Source organism: Bacillus sp. SCT118 (assembly GCF_058566435.1).
The window spans coordinates 2179633-2197778 of record NZ_CP191225.1 but is presented as its reverse complement, the minus strand read 5'-3'; the positions used below and the strand labels follow the sequence as shown (position 1 = coordinate 2197778).

Genomic DNA, 18146 nt, shown 5'->3' with positions numbered 1-18146 from the left:
AGGTTCAAATGAGGAGGACGCAGTACCCATGGGAAAAATGGACGAAATGATTTTAGTTGCCCCGCGCGATGATGTGTTTAAGAAAGAAAGCTTAACCTTCCAGGGCGTGTACAGTGAAGATAGCAGAGTAGCAGAAATCATGGCTCAGATTGAAGCGGCTTATCGTGAAATGAGAAGAGGGGACGCAGAAGAAGATCCGCGTTTCAAGCAGCCGATACCTTATGTCGTCATTAAGCGTGAAGATGAAGTTTTTCTTTACGAGCGGCTGGCTGGCGGCGGTGAATCACGACTGCACAACAAGCTTTCTCTCGGCTTTGGCGGCCATATGAACGCCATCGATGGGACAGCTTCATTTGCTGAAGTCTTAAAGCTGAACACAGACCGTGAGCTTGAGGAAGAACTGCAAATAAATGAAGAAGATAAACAGGCGATAGTCACACTGGGATTAATCAATGATGATGAAAACAGTGTTGGCAAAGTACATATCGGTATTCTTTCTGCGCTTCAATTAAAGCCTGGCGCACAAGTGGAAGTGAAGGAAAAAGAACAAATTGCGGGTAAATGGATGAAAGTCTCTGAATTAAAACAGGATGACATCTATAACCGTCTGGAAACATGGTCACAGTTTGTTGTTGATATTCTTGAATAAAAAAACCCGGTTTCTCGCGATGAGGAGCCGGGTTTTTTTATGAGACGCTCGTCCCCGTCTCGGCTATGATTCTAGGATCACAATAGCGTCAAAGCCGGCATTTTTCGCTCTGGCAGCGAGGGTGTCTGCATTGTCTTTGGATGAAAATGCGCCAATCTGCACTTTGTATAATCCGTCCTTTAAAAGGACAATCGAGTCAAAACCTTTGGCTTCGGCTTTACTTGCGAGCGAGTCGGCATTCGCTTTGACTTTAAATGCGCCGATTTGAACCTTATATAACCCTGAGCTGGAAGTCTTTTTAAGGTTAAAGGCTTGCTCCAGCCCGTTTGCATGTCCTCTCGCTAAGCTTTGAATAAAACTGCTCGTTTTCAGCTTATTTGCATCGGCAACGGTATCAATGAAGCCGTTCTCGGTCAAGAGGGCAGGCATTGCCGACTCCCTTAGGACGTGGAAGTTCGCTGTTTTTTTGCCGCGATCGGCAAAGTCGACAGCTTGTATCACTTCAGAGTGAATTGTCGATTGATAAGTCGTCGTCGGGGCTCCTACACCTGGATAAATATAGCTTTCAAAACCTGTGCCTCCCCCGGAATTAACGTGAATGGACAAAAAGAAATCTGCTCCCCAGTTATTTGCGGCATTTGTCCGGTCGTTTAAGCTGACAAATTGGTCGCTTGTCCGGCTCAGCAGCAAAGAAACGCCTTCATATTCATTAGTTAATATCGTACGTAAGGCTAAAGCGATTTGCAGGGTTAACGTTTTTTCCTGAAGGCCATTACCTGTTGCGCCTGGATCAGACCCGCCATGGCCAGGATCAATAAAAATTTTAACCATTTTTCATCACCTCATTACAGGATATGAAAAAACACGGCTTCTGCTTGTACGATTATCATTCAACTGAAAAATGAGGAAATAACCCTTTCAAATACGGAAATTATTTCTCGGGAAAGCGCACAATCCAACATGAAGCGACAACAGATACGGTCCGACATGAAATATGTGCATATGCCATATGTTTGTATGTACTATGGGTTCGGTTAATCTGCACTGAGTCCTGCTGGTTTTAAGCTTTGCGTTCATATTAAATCAAGCATTTGAAACGTAAATTGATGAGAAAAGCTCCTTTCATTAAAGACACCACTTATAAATAAAAAAAGAAAAACACTTCAGGTATCTTAAGGCGGGTAATACGCTTCGTACAAAAAACAGCCCGTTGCATGAAAAATGGATTGGCGAATGGAGAAAATAATGAGAAAGAAGTTCACCATAATACTCTGACAAAATGATTAAAAACAAAATCTCATGGTTTGTCCACTCCATGTCCGTGAATACAATAAGAAATAAAGTATTTCTCGGGAAAGCGCAGGATTCCTTATTGTTCCCGAAAAAAGCAATTGTTTCGACACATGATAGGCGTTTGTCACAATCGGCATCCGCTTGAATATCATATAGAGAGAACAGAGAGGTGAAGATGTTGGAGCGCGCTGTGACTTATAAAAACAACGGACAGATCAACATTATTCTGAACGGGCAAAAGCAGGTGCTGACGAATGCTGAGGCAGAGGCGGAATATCAGGCTGCATTGCAAAAAAACGAAGCAAAGCACGGCATTTTGAAGGAAATCGAAAAAGAGATGAGCGCATTAGTTGGGATGGAGGAAATGAAACGCAACATCAAGGAAATATACGCCTGGATTTTTGTGAATCAAAAACGCGCGGAGCAAGGCTTGAAGGTTGGAAAGCAAGCGCTGCACATGATGTTTAAAGGAAATCCGGGAACGGGAAAAACGACGGTTGCACGGCTCATCGGCAAGCTGTTCTTTGAAATGAATGTCCTGTCAAAAGGTCACTTAATAGAAGCGGAGCGGGCTGACCTGGTCGGGGAGTATATCGGACACACCGCCCAAAAGACGAGAGATTTAATCAAAAAGTCATTAGGTGGCATTTTGTTTATAGACGAAGCCTACTCGCTGGCAAGAGGCGGCGAAAAGGACTTTGGGAAAGAAGCGATCGACACACTTGTCAAGCATATGGAAGACAAACAGCATGAGTTTATTTTGATACTCGCCGGATATTCACGGGAAATGGATCATTTTCTCTCGTTAAATCCCGGACTCCAATCAAGATTTCCCATCTCCATTGATTTTCCGGATTATTCTGTGACCCAGCTCATGGAGATTGCGAAACGAATGATCGATGAAAGGGAATACCAGCTCAGTCAAGAAGCTGAATGGAAATTGAAAGATTACTTAATGACAGTGAAAAGCACGACAAGTCCCATTAAATTCAGCAATGGACGTTTTGTCAGAAATGTGATCGAAAAATCGATCAGAGCACAAGCCATGAGGCTTTTAATGGGAGACCAATACTTAAAAAGCGACTTGATGACCATCAAAAGCCAAGATCTTTCCATTAAAGAAGAAGCATCTGGATCTGCATAGACCTCTCAGTTTGTGAGAGGTCTGTTTTTTGCTCGTATTTCCGCTTTTCAAAGCAATCGATTTGTGGTATACACATGCAGGGTTTGGTATGATAATACTACTGCCCAATATGCAAAAGAAAGGAACATCCATTTGAACGAACAAGAAACGATTCAGGAGAAAGCCATTTTAGTCGGATGTCAGCTGCCGCATATCACGGATGAGCATTTTGAAAATTCTATGGAAGAGCTAGCATCTCTGACGAAAACAGCAGACGGAAAAGTACTGACCAGCGTCACACAAAAACGGAACAGGGCTGACGCCGCTACATATATAGGAAAAGGGAAGGTAGAAGAGCTGAAGGCACTGGTGGAAGAGCTTGAAGCTGATCTCCTCATCTTTAATGATGAACTGTCGCCAAGTCAGCTGAAGTCATTGGCAACAGCAATTGAAGTGAAGATGATTGACCGCACGCAATTGATATTAGATATTTTTGCAAAGCGGGCGAGAACGAGAGAAGGCAAACTTCAAATTGAGCTGGCTCAGCTGCAATATGCACTGCCGCGTCTGACGGGACAAGGGATCAACCTTTCCCGGCAAGGCGGAGGAATTGGGGCAAGAGGTCCCGGGGAAACGAAACTGGAAACCGACCGCCGCCATATCAGAAATCGCATTCATGAAATCAACACACAGCTTTCCACTGTCATTCGCCATAGAAGCCGATACCGTGAAAGAAGAAAGAAAAACGGTGTGCTTCAAATTGCGCTTGTCGGCTATACAAACGCAGGGAAATCAACATGGTTCAACCGCCTGACGAGTGCTGACAGCTATGAAGAAGACCTCCTGTTTGCCACGCTGGACCCGATGACCAGAAAAATGGTCCTGCCAAGCGGCTACAGTGTTCTTCTTTCAGATACAGTAGGATTTATTCAGGATCTTCCAACGACATTGATTGCTGCATTCCGCTCAACGCTTGAGGAAGTAAAAGAAGCGGATTTAATTCTGCATTTAATTGATTCTTCAAATGAGGATTATGCGGGACATGAAAAAACAGTGCTTCGGCTGCTTGAGGAGCTTGAAGCAGATGATATCCCGATGCTGACGGCTTACAATAAACGTGATCAAAAACTGCCTGATTTTATACCGTCCGCCGGAAGGGATCACATTATGGTCAGTGCGAAATTTGAGGACGACGCTGCAGCCTTTAAAGAAGCGATTCAGCGCTATTTGCGCCAAGAACTGTTAACGTCTTTTGAAGCACACGTGCCGGCAAGTGAAGGGAAGCTCCTTTCCAGAATCAAATCGGAAACGATGGTAGACCGCTTCTATTTTAATGAAGAAAATGAACAGTATGACATATCCGGCTATGTCCAAGAAGAGCAAAGTATCATCGGTGAATTAAAGAAGTATATGTAGGAAGGAAATATAAAGACATGTTTGACACATTAACACACGGAGAATTATTGAAGAAAACGGCAATGGAAGTGGAAGCGGACATTGCCGGCATTCATAAACAAATAGAAGAAATCAGCGAGCGAAATGAGTGGAGAGTGCTTCAAAGCTATAGAAAACACAAAGTAAGCGACACTCATTTCACGCCGTCTACTGGATACGGCTATGATGATATCGGAAGAGACACGCTTGAAAGCATATATGCGGATGTGTTTGGCGGAGAAGCGGGGCTTGTAAGGCCGCAAATCATTTCAGGCACACATGCCATCTCAATTGCTTTGTTCGGTGTCCTCAGACCGGGGGACGAGCTCCTTTATATCACGGGCAAGCCGTATGATACGCTAGAGGAAATTGTGGGCGTCAGGGGTGGAGAAAACGCTGGATCGTTAAAGGATTTTCAAATCGGCTATAATGCGGTTGATCTGACGAAAGACGGAAAGATAGACTATGATGCAGTCGCAGCTGCGATCAATCCGAAGACCAAAGTAATCGGCATTCAGCGCTCAAAAGGATATGCGAATCGCCCTTCTTTCTTAATTAGTGAAATAAAAGAAATGATCCGTTTTGTAAAAGAAATCAATGAAAACCTGATCGTCTTTGTGGACAACTGTTACGGAGAATTTGTGGAAGAGCTTGAGCCTTGCCATGTCGGAGCCGATCTGATGGCGGGATCTCTCATAAAAAATCCGGGCGGCGGCCTTGCGAAAACAGGCGGCTACCTCGTCGGAAAAGCGAAATGGATTGAAGCTTGCTCATACCGTATGACGTCACCCGGTATCGGCAGAGAAGCAGGGGCATCTCTTTACTCGCTTCAAGAAATGTACCAAGGCTTCTTTTTGGCTCCTCACGTTGTGTCTCAAAGCTTAAAGGGAGCGGTATTTACAGCGAGATTCCTTGAAAAACTCGGCTTCACTTCAAACCCGAAATGGGATGCGAAAAGAACGGATTTAATACAATCCGTTGAGTTTTCAGACAGAGAAAAGATGATTGCTTTTTGCCAGGCTATTCAATATGCATCGCCAATCAATGCTCATGTGACGCCTTATCCAGCCTACATGCCGGGATACGAGGATGATGTCATTATGGCAGCAGGGACGTTTATTCAAGGAGCAAGCATCGAATTATCAGCTGATGGCCCTATCCGCCCGCCGTATGTAGCGTATGTTCAGGGAGGATTAACCTATTCGCATGTGAAGAATGCCATATGCAGTGCAGTGGATTCATTGATGGAAAAGCAATTAATTTAAATTTTTTAAAAATTTCTCTGGATTTGATGTTAAGAATCCTTACATCGTATTGACACAAAATATAACATCACCTATAATGAAACTAAGTTAAGAAAAGGAGGAAATTGAGATGAGTGATAATATTCGCCGCTCAATGCCTTTATTTCCAATAGGAATTGTCATGCAGTTAACTGAGTTATCAGCAAGACAAATTCGATATTATGAGGAAAATGGACTGATATTTCCAGCCAGAAGTGAAGGGAATAGACGATTATTTTCATTTCATGATGTAGATAAACTGTTAGAAATCAAGCACCTGATAGAACAAGGTGTAAACATGGCAGGAATTAAACAGATTCTGGCGAAAGCCGAAGCCGAGCCAGAGCAAAAACAAAGCGAGAAGACGAAAAAACCAATGAAACATGATCTGTCCGATGACGAACTGAGACAGCTCCTGAAAAACGAGCTCATGCAAGCCGGCCGTTTTCAAAGAGGGAATACATTCCGTCAAGGCGACATGTCCCGCTTCTTTCATTAATCCGTTAGCAACTGTTTTGCTATATACATTTACCTTTTAAGAGGAGGAATTTTACCAAATGGCAAAGTACACTAGAGAAGATATCGAAAAATTAGTAAAAGAAGAAAACGTGAAGTATATCCGTCTTCAATTTACTGACATTCTTGGAACAATCAAGAATGTTGAGATTCCTGTAAGCCAGCTTGGAAAAGCGCTTGATAATAAAGTCATGTTTGACGGTTCTTCTATTGAGGGATTCGTTCGTATCGAAGAGTCAGACATGTACCTGTATCCAGATCTAAATACATTTGTTATCTTCCCATGGACAGCTGAAAAAGGTAAAGTAGCACGTTTCATCTGTGATATTTATAATCCGGATGGCACACCTTTCGAAGGTGACCCGCGAAACAACTTAAAACGGATTCTGAAAGAAATGGAAGACCTCGGCTTCAGTGATTTTAACCTTGGACCTGAGCCTGAATTCTTCTTATTCAAATTGGACGAAAAAGGCGAGCCAACGCTTGAACTAAACGACAAAGGCGGATATTTCGACTTAGCTCCAACTGATTTAGGAGAAAACTGCCGCCGCGATATCGTACTTGAGCTTGAAGAGATGGGCTTTGAAATCGAAGCGTCTCACCACGAAGTAGCACCTGGTCAGCACGAAATCGACTTTAAATATGCTGGAGCAGTCCGCTCTTGTGATGACATCCAAACATTTAAACTAGTTGTCAAAACAATTGCCCGCAAACACGGCCTGCATGCGACATTTATGCCAAAACCATTGTTCGGTGTGAACGGTTCAGGTATGCACTGCAATCTATCACTCTTCAAAAATGGTGTTAACGCATTCTTTGACGAAAACGCAGATCTTCAGTTAAGTGAAACAGCGAAACACTTCATTGCAGGTATCGTGAAGCACGCAACAAGCTTTACAGCAGTAACAAACCCGACAGTAAACTCATACAAACGTCTTGTTCCTGGCTATGAAGCACCTTGCTATGTAGCATGGAGCGCGCAAAACAGAAGCCCGCTTATCCGTATCCCGGCTTCTCGCGGCATCAGCACACGTGTTGAAGTACGCAGCGTAGACCCAGCTGCAAACCCATACCTTGCACTTAGCGTATTGCTTGCTGCAGGATTAGACGGAATCAAAAACAAACTGGAAGCGCCGGCTCCAATCGACCGCAACATCTATGTGATGAGCAAAGAAGAGCGCATGGAAAACGGAATCGTTGACCTTCCAGCAACACTTGCGGAAGCACTAGAAGAATTCAAATCAAACGAAGTCATGGTCAAAGCGCTGGGCGAGCACCTATTCGAACACTTCATCGAAGCAAAAGAAATCGAATGGGATATGTTCCGCACGCAAGTACATCCTTGGGAACGCGAACAGTATATGTCTCAGTATTAATCTTTCAATCCCTTGACACCAATAGTGCCAAGGGATTTTTTGATTTGTTAAACAATTTAATAAAGATCCTGTAACACCAGACAAAGGGGCGAAGAATAACGGCATTGACGGCGTGTATGGACCAAAAACAGCAAATACGGTCAAACAGTCCCAGTCAGTAAGTGGCCTTTCTGCTGAGGGCATTTATGGACCTAAGACAAAAGTAAAACTTGAAGCGAAATTGAATTAATAAAAGAAGCCCTTCTTAAAAGAGGGCTCTTTTTCTAACTATGTTGTTTTAAGGTGTTTTCTAATTTGTTCAGTGACTTGCTTAAGCCATTCTAAGGGTGTTATATCATCTTCAGGAAAGTATATACCATCCGCTGCTTCCTCTATAAATTCATTCTTGTCTTCTTCTGAATAATCACTATTTAAAAACTCAGTTAGTACTATTAAATCTCTTTCTTTTAGTTTTTGTGATGCTTCATTTAGATATTCATTAAGAGCCTCTTCCGGAGACTCTATATCTTGGTGGAAATGTCCACCGAGAAATCTAAATACAGGATCAGAAATTTCGGTTTCAATCATTACTTATCACCACCAAGAACGATTAACTTCAAATCTAAGGGATAGTACTTATCTTACTCTAAATAACTTTCTGCTATATCAATATCGTTTGTCATTTCTAAGTCAGGGTACTTTTCATCTAATTTTCTTAAGCAATTAATAAGTTCTTTACTTTGCAAACTTTCAGCTAAATCTTCAAATACCTCACTGATCCAATATAAATCTTCTTTATTACAATTTTCTAGATAGCTAATTGTATTTTCTTCATTTTCTGAGAGCACTTCAATTATTTCATCCCAACTTTTTTGAATTCCATAGTCATCATTAAGATTAAGTTTTTTTCTTTTAATTAATATAGCTTCCATTTTTTTCTCTAAATTCATATTGATCCTCCATACTTTGTCTATGGTTGTTTAGTTGCATCGGGGAAAATGGTTCCTATTTCTCCATTTGTTTTAATAACTCCAACCCTAACACCTTTATACTCTCCGAATATAGTCACACCATTTTCTGCATTAGTGAATTCGGGTAATTCAGCAATCTTTGCACCGGCTGCTGCAATATCAGACTCTGTCCAACTTTCGGGAAACCAAGATTGATTGGAGCCTGATCTTTTTGCTTTCACCTTGTGTCCGGGAACATTACCTACTCTAACACCATTTTCATATACTTTATTTATATTATAATCTATATTATTTTTTTCAAGAAATTCAATGTTACTTTGTCCATGTCCTCCACCTTTCATTTTTGAAATATCACCTGTTTTCGGGTTTTTAGTAAAATCACCTATGTCTGAGTGCTTAATGCTACTATCAGGAATATTAACCTTAAGACTGCCAGTATCTCTATGATTCCCACCGTTTGGTTTTTCTGACTTGAAGAGTACACTGCTTTTTTCATTTTCTGCAATACTTTTTAATAACGGAGTATTTTTAACGTTAATAGGATTCCCGGCGTCTTGTAGAATCCCTTCTAATGCAGGAGTATATCGATTTTTATAAGGTTTGACAGATGGATTGCCATTTTTAATCTTTTCACTAGCTACTTTCCCAACTTTAGCAAGATCCTTCGATCCTGTTGAGACAGAGGACTTTCCACCTTCAATAACAGAAGACTTCCGCCCAAATAAGTAACATAGTGCATCCGTGTATATGCATCCCCGTGAATCATTTTTTTATCCCAATTATCCTTCAATGTGTCAACCATACTTTGAAAGGCAGCTTGATAGTCATATTCCAAAACGGTATCCAGCACTTTTTGAGGATCCTTGTTTAAGTTGTCAATTGTCCAACCGATATTCCATCCGAATTGAATGGCTCCTTCACCGGTATCCTTGGCAAGATCGTATATACCAACAATCGCACCCTTGGCGCCATCACCTATGATTTGCAACACTTCTTTTCCGTTATCCATGAAAGCTTTACGCTGTTCAAGAAATGAAACAAATTCAAGCTGTTCAGGGGTAAGGTTCTCATAGCCGACTTTCTTGGCAATTTCTAAGTATTCATCCGGGTCCGTAACTCTGTCAGCTAGTTTCTTCTTTAGCTCTTTGATTTCTCGTTCTTTCGCTTCGTCTTTCTTGATCTTCAAATAAGCTTCAGTTTGTTTCTCAATATCGCCTTTTTTCTTATGTATGTCACTGTCACGGTACGCCTTGGCATTGTAATGGATGGGGGTAGCATTCTTGCCTTTACCTGTTGATTCCTCAAGCTTTTGGAAGTCCTTCTTGATGAATTGCTCGTTTGGCTCTGATTGGGCATATTCAGTAACAAGTGCTTCGTCCACGCTGCCTAGTTTATCGACTGTTTTTTTGCGTTTCTCCTCCGCATCGGCGAGTTCGTCTTTAAAGTCCTCAGTTGAAAACAGATCAAGCGGAAGGATATCGTCGATATCATGTAAGATATCTTTCATGGCTTTCTTTTGTTCAGACATAATAGATTTTGATTTTGTGTAGGCGTTAGCCAGCTCGTGTTCTAAGAAGGATTCTTCTATATAAGCATCAGATAAGCTGGCGTCCTCTAGAGTGCCTGAAATGCTTGTCAAGAAAGCAATTTTCATATCAAGTAAGTCAATCCAATTGTCAGCTACACCTGCATGGTCTTGATAAAATGTTTTAATGTTGTCGGCGCCTTTGCCGGAAAATTCACTGTCATCTAAATCAGCTACAGCTTTAAAAGCCTTTTTTAGATTGACCATCTGACTTCTTAATTCTTTGTATTCCTTTGCACGTCTATCTGCTTCTGAAAGCAGTGATTTGGCTTCAAATACTTTCATGATCATATCCTTTCGTTTGAATAGCTCCAACAAGATTTTACCATGGGAAAATGAGGAAATAGACAGCGATGTAATTCAAAAGTGAGAAATGATTAATTTGATCTGTGTCATTTTACCTATCTGAATTAATTGAAGACCGTTTACGCAGTCAGGCGGTTTCAGTCCATGCATGGATATCGCATAACAAAAATAGCCCTTTAGCACCTTACTTTTTTTGTTAAAATGATGAAAACAGCAAGGGGAGATAATATGGCATTACTACGCTTTATAAGTTTATATGGAATAGCCATCATTATACTGATGGTCATAGCGAATTTTGCTCCTTTCTTGGCGGTGCCGTTATATTATGTTGCCATGGCTACATTAGTCTTTCTGATTGTTTATCTGATATATCATTATTCCCAAAAAGTTAGAGGGAGGAAAAAGTAAAAAGAATTCCAAATGTTTTTTTGCACAAATTTTGCACAAAAAAAGTTATAAATCCTTTTAAATCATTGATTTAATAGTGGTGATAAACTCCCTCCTAGGTAGTAAGCATATTATTCATAAAACATGCTTTTGACCAAAATTAAGACCAAAATTTGACCAAAAAAATTAACTAATCATACTTAATGTATTACATATCTAAACGAATGAATTTGCTGAAACGCTTGATAAGTAAGGGTTTTGATTGTTATAGATTAGCTCTTTTATCTAAAGAATTATGTTCCGCACGCAAGTACATCCTTGGAAACGCGAACAATATATGTCTCAGTATTAATCTCTCAATCCCTTGGCACTATTGGTGTCAGGGGATTTTTTATGTTAATAGGTAATAAATTATGGAGCGGCACTGCTAAAAGCAGGTCGCTTTTATTTATGTCACTGATAAGACTATGTACTAAATTTTCAAGAAGGAAAATAATACTATGCTTAAGGAAAGCAATACGCATAAATATTCGACAAATTCTGTGATGGTTCCTTTGTTCAATACTTCTACCAGCAATAAGATGAATAAAGTAGATGTTTAACATTGACACCATCACCAGATAAATCCATAATTACGTTGAAATCTAAATCAATTTTCAAAAAGGAGATTTCTATGAAAAAATTGACTATCTTTTCCGGGGGATTAGGAGTGGTTTTTTCTGTACTGGCTCAACTGTTTGCGGTTATAGATGACTCTTACACTTTGGGGAATTTATGGTTTTTAGGTGCTTTGGCGGGAATTATAACCATGCTTGCTTCAATCCAGACAAATAATAAACCAATCTTCAGCATTTTATTAATTTCTAGTTCAGTAATAGGTCTACTTGGAACTGGTCTTGTATACATCATACCAACACTGTTCAATATAATAATAATTTATAAATTTTTAAAAGTAAGCCAATGGTAAAATAAAGGTTCTTTTTTTATTTAGTATCCCTTTGACAAGGTCAGTAATGATGTTTATGCTTGCAACTGGTCCACACAGCTGGGGCATCCGTGGGCATGATTATCGAACGCCATGTTTCTAGGATACTGGAATTGAAACATTTGCTGCTGCATTTCGTGAAGCTGATCACCAAATGACCATTTCCATAGAGGCACGTCTAAAGAAGCTATCATAGGAGGACAACACTGTGTGGAAAGCTTTAAGTCAATTACTCAAGAAACAGAAAAATCAAAGTCCACTCGATGAGGGTTATATACAGATTCCAGAAAAGGATATAAATCAATAATTAAAGCAAATGATATTTGAGTTGGAGAGCCTGGGGGAAGTAGTATCGAAAAAGCTGCAGAATAAGTATATAGATGTTTTTGAAGCACAGGGTAAACCAAACCTAAGCATCAAAATTTGTAGAGACATAGATGGAGATGTGCTAAATGATTTTACAGCTGAGAGATGTTTTGAAAAAGAATATCGTTCACAAATAGCAATTAATTACTATCAACCTGCAATAGTCTGTGATGAAGAATTAGACTGTTTCACAATGGATTTGTGGTATTACTACGGTGGATATAAAGGGACGGGTTATGGAACATTATTCGATTTAAATAATAATGACTTAGAAAAAGAAATTGAAGAAACGCTAATATTTTTACTCAATGACAAACAATTCGAGAAATAAAAAAGAAAGCCGCAAAGGGCTTTCAATCAACGTTCATTTGCATAGTTGTCTTGATCGTTGTCTTGATCTCTGTCCATTTTATGTTGGTAAGCAGGGTGGGGAACTAGGCACTCCATTCAGATATTTCTTTCTTAACTCAGTCAATTTTTAAACGTTTCTTCACTTATTTTCCATTAATTGGAAAAATAAAGAATAATTGAATTTTTTTGTTATATTAAATATATAACGTTGGATAATATGAAAGGTGGTTAAGAAATGAAATTTGATAATGTTTTAGATTCAACATCTCCATATGGGCCTCAAGGTCTTTTGGAAAAAGAGGGGCTTTTAATATCTACTAGATTCTGGGCAAATACTCAAGCGGATATTCTTACAGGATCGGGTTTACCTGTGAGCAATGAAGAGATGAAAACTTATCTGGCTATACCGAATGACGTTGGAATTCCTCAAGATTTTCAAAAAATATATGATGTTTTTAATGAATATAAACAGTTGTGTAACTGGTGGATGAAGAATTTATTCAGCAGTGTTCTTAATATGGTTAACGATATTAATAATATTGGATCTTTTGCAACTAGAACGATTAATAGGGATATAAAATTATTACAAATAATGTCTAACGATAGCAATGAACAAGGAAGACAAGAGGCTGCGAAGCAATTTCAGTCTTCCTGTTCAATGCTTGCTGGAGAACTCAATCAACACCAACAGTCTATGAAAGAGGTTCAAAACCAATTAAATTCCCTTCTTCAAGGTAGTAACGACTGTATAGGTGTTAGACAATTGAATAATTCTTTAGAAAAAGAAGTCGCATATTTAGATTCACAGTATAATGATGAGAGTGAGATACATGATTCAATAAATATGTTCTTAGGATTAAAAAAAATATTGGGTATATTTGTTGAAGGTCATGATATTAATGAGAAAGTAAAATTCAGCTTTGATCTAGGGCCTTTATTTGGTTTTATTGTATCTGAAATATTAGAGTGTTCTGATATACAATCAGTTAAACAACAAATTGATCATTTTCTGAATATGTTAAACAATATAGATGCACAACTTTCATTAGAAGTAAAAGTTTTGGGGATGCTTCACAGTATCAATATAGACTTGGTTAATGTAATAGTCCAAGCAGAAAAGTCTAAGGAGTTTATAGGACAAATCGAAGGCATCTGGCATTCTATAGCAAATCAATTTTATTCACTCGCCCAAGGGTTTGAGAATGAGGATATCAATAAGCTTTCTACGGATCTTGATAATGCTGTCGCCACTTGGGAAGCTGTTGCTAATAAAGCAAAAGAGTTTGTAACAAATTCATACCAAGGATGAAAGAAAAGTAAGGGCCTGAAAGGGCTCTTTTGCTTATAGTCATATTTCCCGTAAGTATTACTTTTTGGATTTATTGAATTTTAAAGCGTGTTTGTTGCACTGAATTCATAGTCAAAAGGGGAATGTTTTTATGCTTGGAATCAACGTTAAAAAATCAAATGAAAACTTAATTATCAATTGGCAGCTATCCAAAATTGAAATTCCAATCAATGAAATTAACGATGTATTCTTTGATCCAAACTATGGGGGAGAGGAGAAAAGCGCAGTAAGGATTGGGTTTCCTTATGGCTCAACAGATAGGGTAGTAATTAAAACAGCACATAACACTTACATTTTGTTCACCACTAATCCTGTTTTAATTATGAGTAAAATTGTTTCTTAATAAACAGTTTATGTCCCTTTTAAATGTATCTATTAATGTTCTGTGTGAGAAAATTTAGTGAGATGATTTAAGGAGGAGCATTTATGGAAGAAGGAAAGTTAGTTCACATGACACTAGATGGTATTAAGAAAGCAGTTACTAAATATGGTACATTTCCTGTGTTCCATCATGGGGGTTATGTCTTGGAAGATGCTACTTTTCATTTCAAAGATCCTGCTAGTCCTCAAGAAATTAGCGATATAGAACAGAAGCTAGGTGTTACTTTCCCTAATGACTATAAAGAGTTTTTGTTACAGCACAATGGGATGGAAATGTTTGATGGGATTGAAATACTTAGCTTAGAGGGAATCATTGAATATAATGAGGTTCAAGATTTCCCAGAGGGATACGTTTTAATTGGATATCATTTTGATGGAAGATATGTCATAGACACAAACAAATCAAAAAATGGATTAGGCTATATGCTATATCTAGACTCAATTGATGATATTGAAGATGCGATTAACTTAGATTCTAATTTCGAGATATGGTTTGATATGCTAGTGTCTTCAAATGGAACGAAATATTGGGAAGTAAATCCGAATCTCCAAGAGTATTATAAACTGGTTTCAGAATAACACTTCGGCAAAAGAAAAAATTATGACTAATTTCAACAACCAAAGAAACTGCAATTTGAGGGAAGTATAATGACAATTTACGAGCAAATTAAGGATGCTTTGAAAAATAAGATCAATGAGTTGGTTTCACCTCAAGAAGTAAAGAAAACCCTTCAAGAAAAATACGGAACTAATCCGGATAGCATTATTTTATCAGATTATTGTTATAACCGGTATAATAAGGGGATTTCTTTTAATAAGCACCTCTTTGAATATATGAATAGAAGTTCTTACAAATACTTAGGTGAAAACTCTCTTTATACAGGACTTATTTTCAGAAAATCAAAAGGGGAAGATAAGGAAGTTATCGTAGGCGAATGGGTAAACGGTGTTAAATCACTCCGAGAAGCTTCTGTTACTAATAACCAAATAAATGATCAAGCCGAAATCATTAGTAAAGAACAACTTGTAAACCTTTATAATGAATATAACCAAATCCTGAGATATGAAATGAATGTATTGAACTGTAAGCCTACAGAATTGAGGCATTTAATTGGCAGAATCGGTGAATTCATTTGTGCAATCCAAACCAACGGCACTCTGGCACGCCAAAACTAATCAGCATGGATTTGATGTTGTGAGTGATGGCAGACGGATTAGTGTAAAAAACAACAGCTCAATCAAGTGGTTTTATTTCGATAAATAAAAATACATTTGATGATTTTGATGATTTTTTTGTAGTTCAATACGCAAATGATGATTTTAAAGTTATTTTCTTCGGCTCAAAGGGAGAAGTGCAAAAAATAAGCAGAATTTATGGAAGCCAATACGAAGTTGAAATTTCACTTCTTAAAAAGCTTAATAAGGAATACCAATTAAATTAAACAATCTTGTTGGTAACAAACATCCTCTTACTTATTGTAAGAGGATGTTTGTTTAATTCTTACATATTTTATCTTTGCAATCTGGCTTACGAGTTGCATCCACAGTAAATGATCTTACTTCGTCTTTAGTTTTGTCATAAATTCCCCATATTACCCCTCAGAGAAGGATAGGGGGATTATTTTGGAGAATCATATTCCTTTGCTTCTTCATAGTCAGAAATCCTTGAGTTGTTCTAGCAAGAGGCAATATTGTTGAATAAGGATAGTTTAAAGAGGTTATTGTTGTCTTAATATCGAAATAAAGATCAAGTAAGCATGAGGGGAGTTACTTTAATGCACATAACAACAAAAAGGTTATTGATACGTGAATTTGAATTCAAAGATTGGCAAGCAGTATATGAGTATACATCTGATAGTAATGTAATGAAGTATATACCTGAAGGGGTTTTTACTGAAGAAGATGCAAAGGCATTTGTAAATAAAAACAAAGGTGATAACGCTGAAAAATTCCCTGTCATACTAATAGATGAAGACTTTCTTATAGGCCATATTGTTTTTTATAAGTATTTTGGTGAACATACATACGAAATTGGGTGGGTGTTTAATCCCAATTATCAAAATAAAGGGTATGCTTCTGAGGCAGCCCAAGCTATCTTGGAATATGGATTTAAAGAAATGAACTTACATAGGATTATAGCTACGTGTCAACCTGAGAATATTCCTTCATACCGAGTTATGGAGAAGATCGGAATGAGAAGAGAAGGATTTTTTAAAAAATGTATTCCGAAAGGCAATGAATGGTGGGATGAATATTATTACGCTATTTTAGAGGAAGAGTGGAATTGTAAGAGGGGTAATGCAGGAATTTGAAACCATAACAGCTATAGAACGTATAGTGATAGTAGGGCTTATAGTGCTTAATATGAATGATGTGAGAGGGATACACAAATGCAAATTCATCTTACCAAAAGCGGAAAACAAGACAATCATCATAAATGGTTAGGAACTGTCTTGCTCAGTTGGGGAACATTCGTATTTGCTTTGTTTTTTGCTACTTTAGTCGGTTCAATGGCTAGCCAAACAGGAGCTTCCAAGCTTTTGAAGCAAGGCATCCAAGCAGGTTTAGTCACATTAATAACTGTCCCGTTGCTCTACATTCTTCTTAAACGGATGTCTAGTAGACCCTTTTATTCTATAGGACTGTCTGGGTGGCGGCAAGCCATTCCGAAAGCCATAATAGGAGCAATATATGTGATTGTATTATCCGGGTCTGGTTTCGCTATCGCCCATTTATTAGGCTGGATCAAAGTTACACAATTTCACTTCTCTGTCCATTTAGTGACAGCATTGCTCTTAAATATGATTATCGCTTTCTTTTATGAAGCTTTTCCAGAGGAATTAACTTTTCGTGGGACGGTGTACTATGCTCTAAATAAGCGTTGGAACTGTTTTATGGCCTTACTCCTACAGCCGATCCTGTTTGTGCTTGCACCAATAACTGTAAGTGGCTTGCAATATATAGTTGGAATTGAATCATCTGCTATCACATTAGATTACATTGTTTTATTGTTGGGTTTTGGATTCATCCTTCAACTCCTGCGTATTGTAACAGGAAGCTTATGGACGTCTATCGCTTTTCATCTAGCCTTTCTCGAAAATTCTCGGTTCTTCGTCCTGCAGGGGGAGGAGCGCTTTATTACCTATGAAGAAATTGTTCCGGGAACAGGTGCGCTGTTTGTGATCTTTTTTATGTTGCTTATTGTCGGTACTCTACTCTTAATACCTGTTGCGATAACTCGCCGAAATACTATTCAATGGCGGAAGAACGAGAAATGCGATCAAGATGTTTAATTTCTAAGTAGAACAGTAGTTTTAAAGTGATTTTAAGGAGGATCTAGACAATGTTGAAGAAGCATTCATTAAGAAAGAGGTTATAAACATGCAAGTTTTAAGGATCATATTTGTTCATGTCTTGTCCGCGTTATCAGCTGCTGTTGTTTATGTTTTTGGCATTGGTTATGACGGCTACATACCATACTTCCTAATAAGTGTTCTTCTCTTTATCTTTTATTTAATCTTTGCTGCACCTGTTCAATATTTCTTAAATCGCAATCCAAAAAGGTTTAACGCGAAATATTTACTCATATACATATTCTTTTCCTTCTTAGTATGGATATTCTTCGCTTTCATTACTGATCCAAAAAACACCTTAAACTTTCTGATGGGATATGAAATATACTTGTTTAGCGTCTCATTTGCCGTAATATTTTGGATCTGGGACTCGGTTTTTCTGCAAAACATTGGGAGGGTAGCAGCGTAGCTTAAATCATCACAATCCTTTTCCTTATGCACGGTCAAAAAGCCCTTTCAT

At 38.5% G+C, this 18146-nt stretch carries 15 protein-coding genes and 7 pseudogenes; 17 read left to right on the top strand and 5 right to left on the bottom strand.

What is annotated here, in order from left to right:
- The first annotated feature begins 28 nt into the window (after window positions 1-28).
- On the top strand, window positions 29-649 hold the full coding sequence (locus ACQVGT_RS11445; RefSeq protein WP_015383725.1) for an enzyme involved in deoxyribonucleotide synthesis: 621 nt from the start codon (window positions 29-31) through the stop codon (window positions 647-649).
- 63 nt (window positions 650-712) lie between these two features.
- On the opposite strand, the gene cwlC is transcribed toward ACQVGT_RS11445, so the two are convergent.
- Entirely contained in the window at window positions 713-1480 is a 768-nt protein-coding gene (cwlC, locus tag ACQVGT_RS11440) for a sporulation-specific N-acetylmuramoyl-L-alanine amidase (protein ID WP_015383726.1), read from the bottom strand.
- 637 nt (window positions 1481-2117) lie between these two features.
- On the opposite strand from cwlC, the gene spoVK reads away from it, so the two are divergent.
- The 6 genes and pseudogenes from spoVK to ACQVGT_RS11410 form a co-directional block, all read left to right on the top strand.
- Window positions 2118-3086: a stage V sporulation protein K gene (gene spoVK / locus ACQVGT_RS11435; RefSeq protein ID WP_003231746.1), complete on the top strand. Its 969-nt coding sequence runs from the start codon at window positions 2118-2120 to the stop codon at window positions 3084-3086.
- A gap of 132 nt (window positions 3087-3218) precedes the next feature.
- Window positions 3219-4481 (top strand): GTPase HflX, encoded by a 1263-nt coding sequence (gene hflX / locus ACQVGT_RS11430; protein WP_015483254.1) that lies wholly within the window; start codon window positions 3219-3221, stop codon window positions 4479-4481.
- A gap of 17 nt (window positions 4482-4498) precedes the next feature.
- On the top strand, window positions 4499-5764 hold the full coding sequence (locus ACQVGT_RS11425) for a methionine gamma-lyase family protein (protein WP_003231742.1): 1266 nt from the start codon (window positions 4499-4501) through the stop codon (window positions 5762-5764).
- A 109-nt stretch (window positions 5765-5873) separates the two neighbouring features.
- On the top strand, window positions 5874-6281 hold the full coding sequence (glnR, locus tag ACQVGT_RS11420; RefSeq protein WP_014476884.1) for a transcriptional repressor GlnR: 408 nt from the start codon (window positions 5874-5876) through the stop codon (window positions 6279-6281).
- A 58-nt stretch (window positions 6282-6339) separates the two neighbouring features.
- The gene (glnA, locus tag ACQVGT_RS11415) at window positions 6340-7674 is read left to right on the top strand and encodes a type I glutamate--ammonia ligase (protein WP_003231737.1); all 1335 of its coding nucleotides are present in this window, start codon (window positions 6340-6342) and stop codon (window positions 7672-7674) included.
- 76 nt (window positions 7675-7750) lie between these two features.
- Window positions 7751-7903: pseudogene (locus ACQVGT_RS11410) on the top strand (peptidoglycan-binding domain-containing protein); the annotation flags it as partial.
- Between the two features lie 38 nt (window positions 7904-7941).
- On the opposite strand, the gene ACQVGT_RS11405 reads toward ACQVGT_RS11410, so the two are convergent.
- The 3 genes and pseudogenes from ACQVGT_RS11405 to ACQVGT_RS11395 all read right to left on the bottom strand — a co-directional run bounded on the left by ACQVGT_RS11405 (window position 7942) and on the right by ACQVGT_RS11395 (window position 10494).
- Window positions 7942-8241, bottom strand: coding sequence for a contact-dependent growth inhibition system immunity protein (locus ACQVGT_RS11405; protein ID WP_015483256.1), 300 nt, complete (start codon window positions 8239-8241; stop codon window positions 7942-7944).
- A 53-nt stretch (window positions 8242-8294) separates the two neighbouring features.
- The gene (locus ACQVGT_RS11400; RefSeq protein WP_015383727.1) at window positions 8295-8603 is read right to left on the bottom strand and encodes a hypothetical protein; all 309 of its coding nucleotides are present in this window, start codon (window positions 8601-8603) and stop codon (window positions 8295-8297) included.
- A 20-nt stretch (window positions 8604-8623) separates the two neighbouring features.
- Window positions 8624-10494, bottom strand: a pseudogene (locus tag ACQVGT_RS11395) (T7SS effector LXG polymorphic toxin).
- A gap of 1081 nt (window positions 10495-11575) precedes the next feature.
- Between ACQVGT_RS11395 and ACQVGT_RS11390 the strand changes: the two are divergent.
- The 3 genes and pseudogenes from ACQVGT_RS11390 (at window position 11576) to ACQVGT_RS11380 (ending at window position 12584) form a co-directional block, all read left to right on the top strand.
- On the top strand, window positions 11576-11869 hold the full coding sequence (locus ACQVGT_RS11390; RefSeq protein WP_015483259.1) for a hypothetical protein: 294 nt from the start codon (window positions 11576-11578) through the stop codon (window positions 11867-11869).
- 226 nt (window positions 11870-12095) lie between these two features.
- Window positions 12096-12185: pseudogene (locus ACQVGT_RS11385) on the top strand (hypothetical protein); the annotation flags it as partial.
- Window positions 12162-12584: pseudogene (locus ACQVGT_RS11380) on the top strand (hypothetical protein). The pseudogenes ACQVGT_RS11385 and ACQVGT_RS11380, both read left to right, overlap by 24 nt.
- 26 nt (window positions 12585-12610) lie before the next feature.
- On the opposite strand, the pseudogene ACQVGT_RS11375 reads toward ACQVGT_RS11380, so the two are convergent.
- Window positions 12611-12742, bottom strand: a pseudogene (locus tag ACQVGT_RS11375) (excalibur calcium-binding domain-containing protein); the annotation flags it as partial.
- A 907-nt stretch (window positions 12743-13649) separates the two neighbouring features.
- Here ACQVGT_RS11375 and ACQVGT_RS11370 point away from each other — a divergent pair.
- The 7 genes and pseudogenes from ACQVGT_RS11370 to ACQVGT_RS11340 form a co-directional block, all read left to right on the top strand.
- Window positions 13650-13913 (top strand): annotated as a pseudogene (locus ACQVGT_RS11370) (toxin); the annotation flags it as partial.
- Between the two features lie 130 nt (window positions 13914-14043).
- Complete coding sequence (locus ACQVGT_RS11365; RefSeq protein WP_015383731.1) at window positions 14044-14295, top strand: SunI/YnzG family protein; 252 nt, start codon at window positions 14044-14046, stop codon at window positions 14293-14295.
- Between the two features lie 182 nt (window positions 14296-14477).
- Window positions 14478-14912, top strand: a complete 435-nt coding sequence (locus ACQVGT_RS11360) for an SMI1/KNR4 family protein (protein WP_072175706.1) — start codon at window positions 14478-14480, stop codon at window positions 14910-14912.
- 69 nt (window positions 14913-14981) lie between these two features.
- Window positions 14982-15775, top strand: a pseudogene (locus ACQVGT_RS11355) (DUF7225 domain-containing protein).
- 333 nt (window positions 15776-16108) lie between these two features.
- Window positions 16109-16645 (top strand): GNAT family N-acetyltransferase, encoded by a 537-nt coding sequence (locus ACQVGT_RS11350; protein WP_015483262.1) that lies wholly within the window; start codon window positions 16109-16111, stop codon window positions 16643-16645.
- A 78-nt stretch (window positions 16646-16723) separates the two neighbouring features.
- Window positions 16724-17626 (top strand): CPBP family intramembrane glutamic endopeptidase, encoded by a 903-nt coding sequence (locus tag ACQVGT_RS11345; RefSeq protein WP_015383735.1) that lies wholly within the window; start codon window positions 16724-16726, stop codon window positions 17624-17626.
- An 88-nt stretch (window positions 17627-17714) separates the two neighbouring features.
- Window positions 17715-18095: a UPF0715 family protein gene (locus tag ACQVGT_RS11340; protein ID WP_015483263.1), complete on the top strand. Its 381-nt coding sequence runs from the start codon at window positions 17715-17717 to the stop codon at window positions 18093-18095.
- The last annotated feature ends 51 nt before the right edge of the window (window positions 18096-18146 follow it).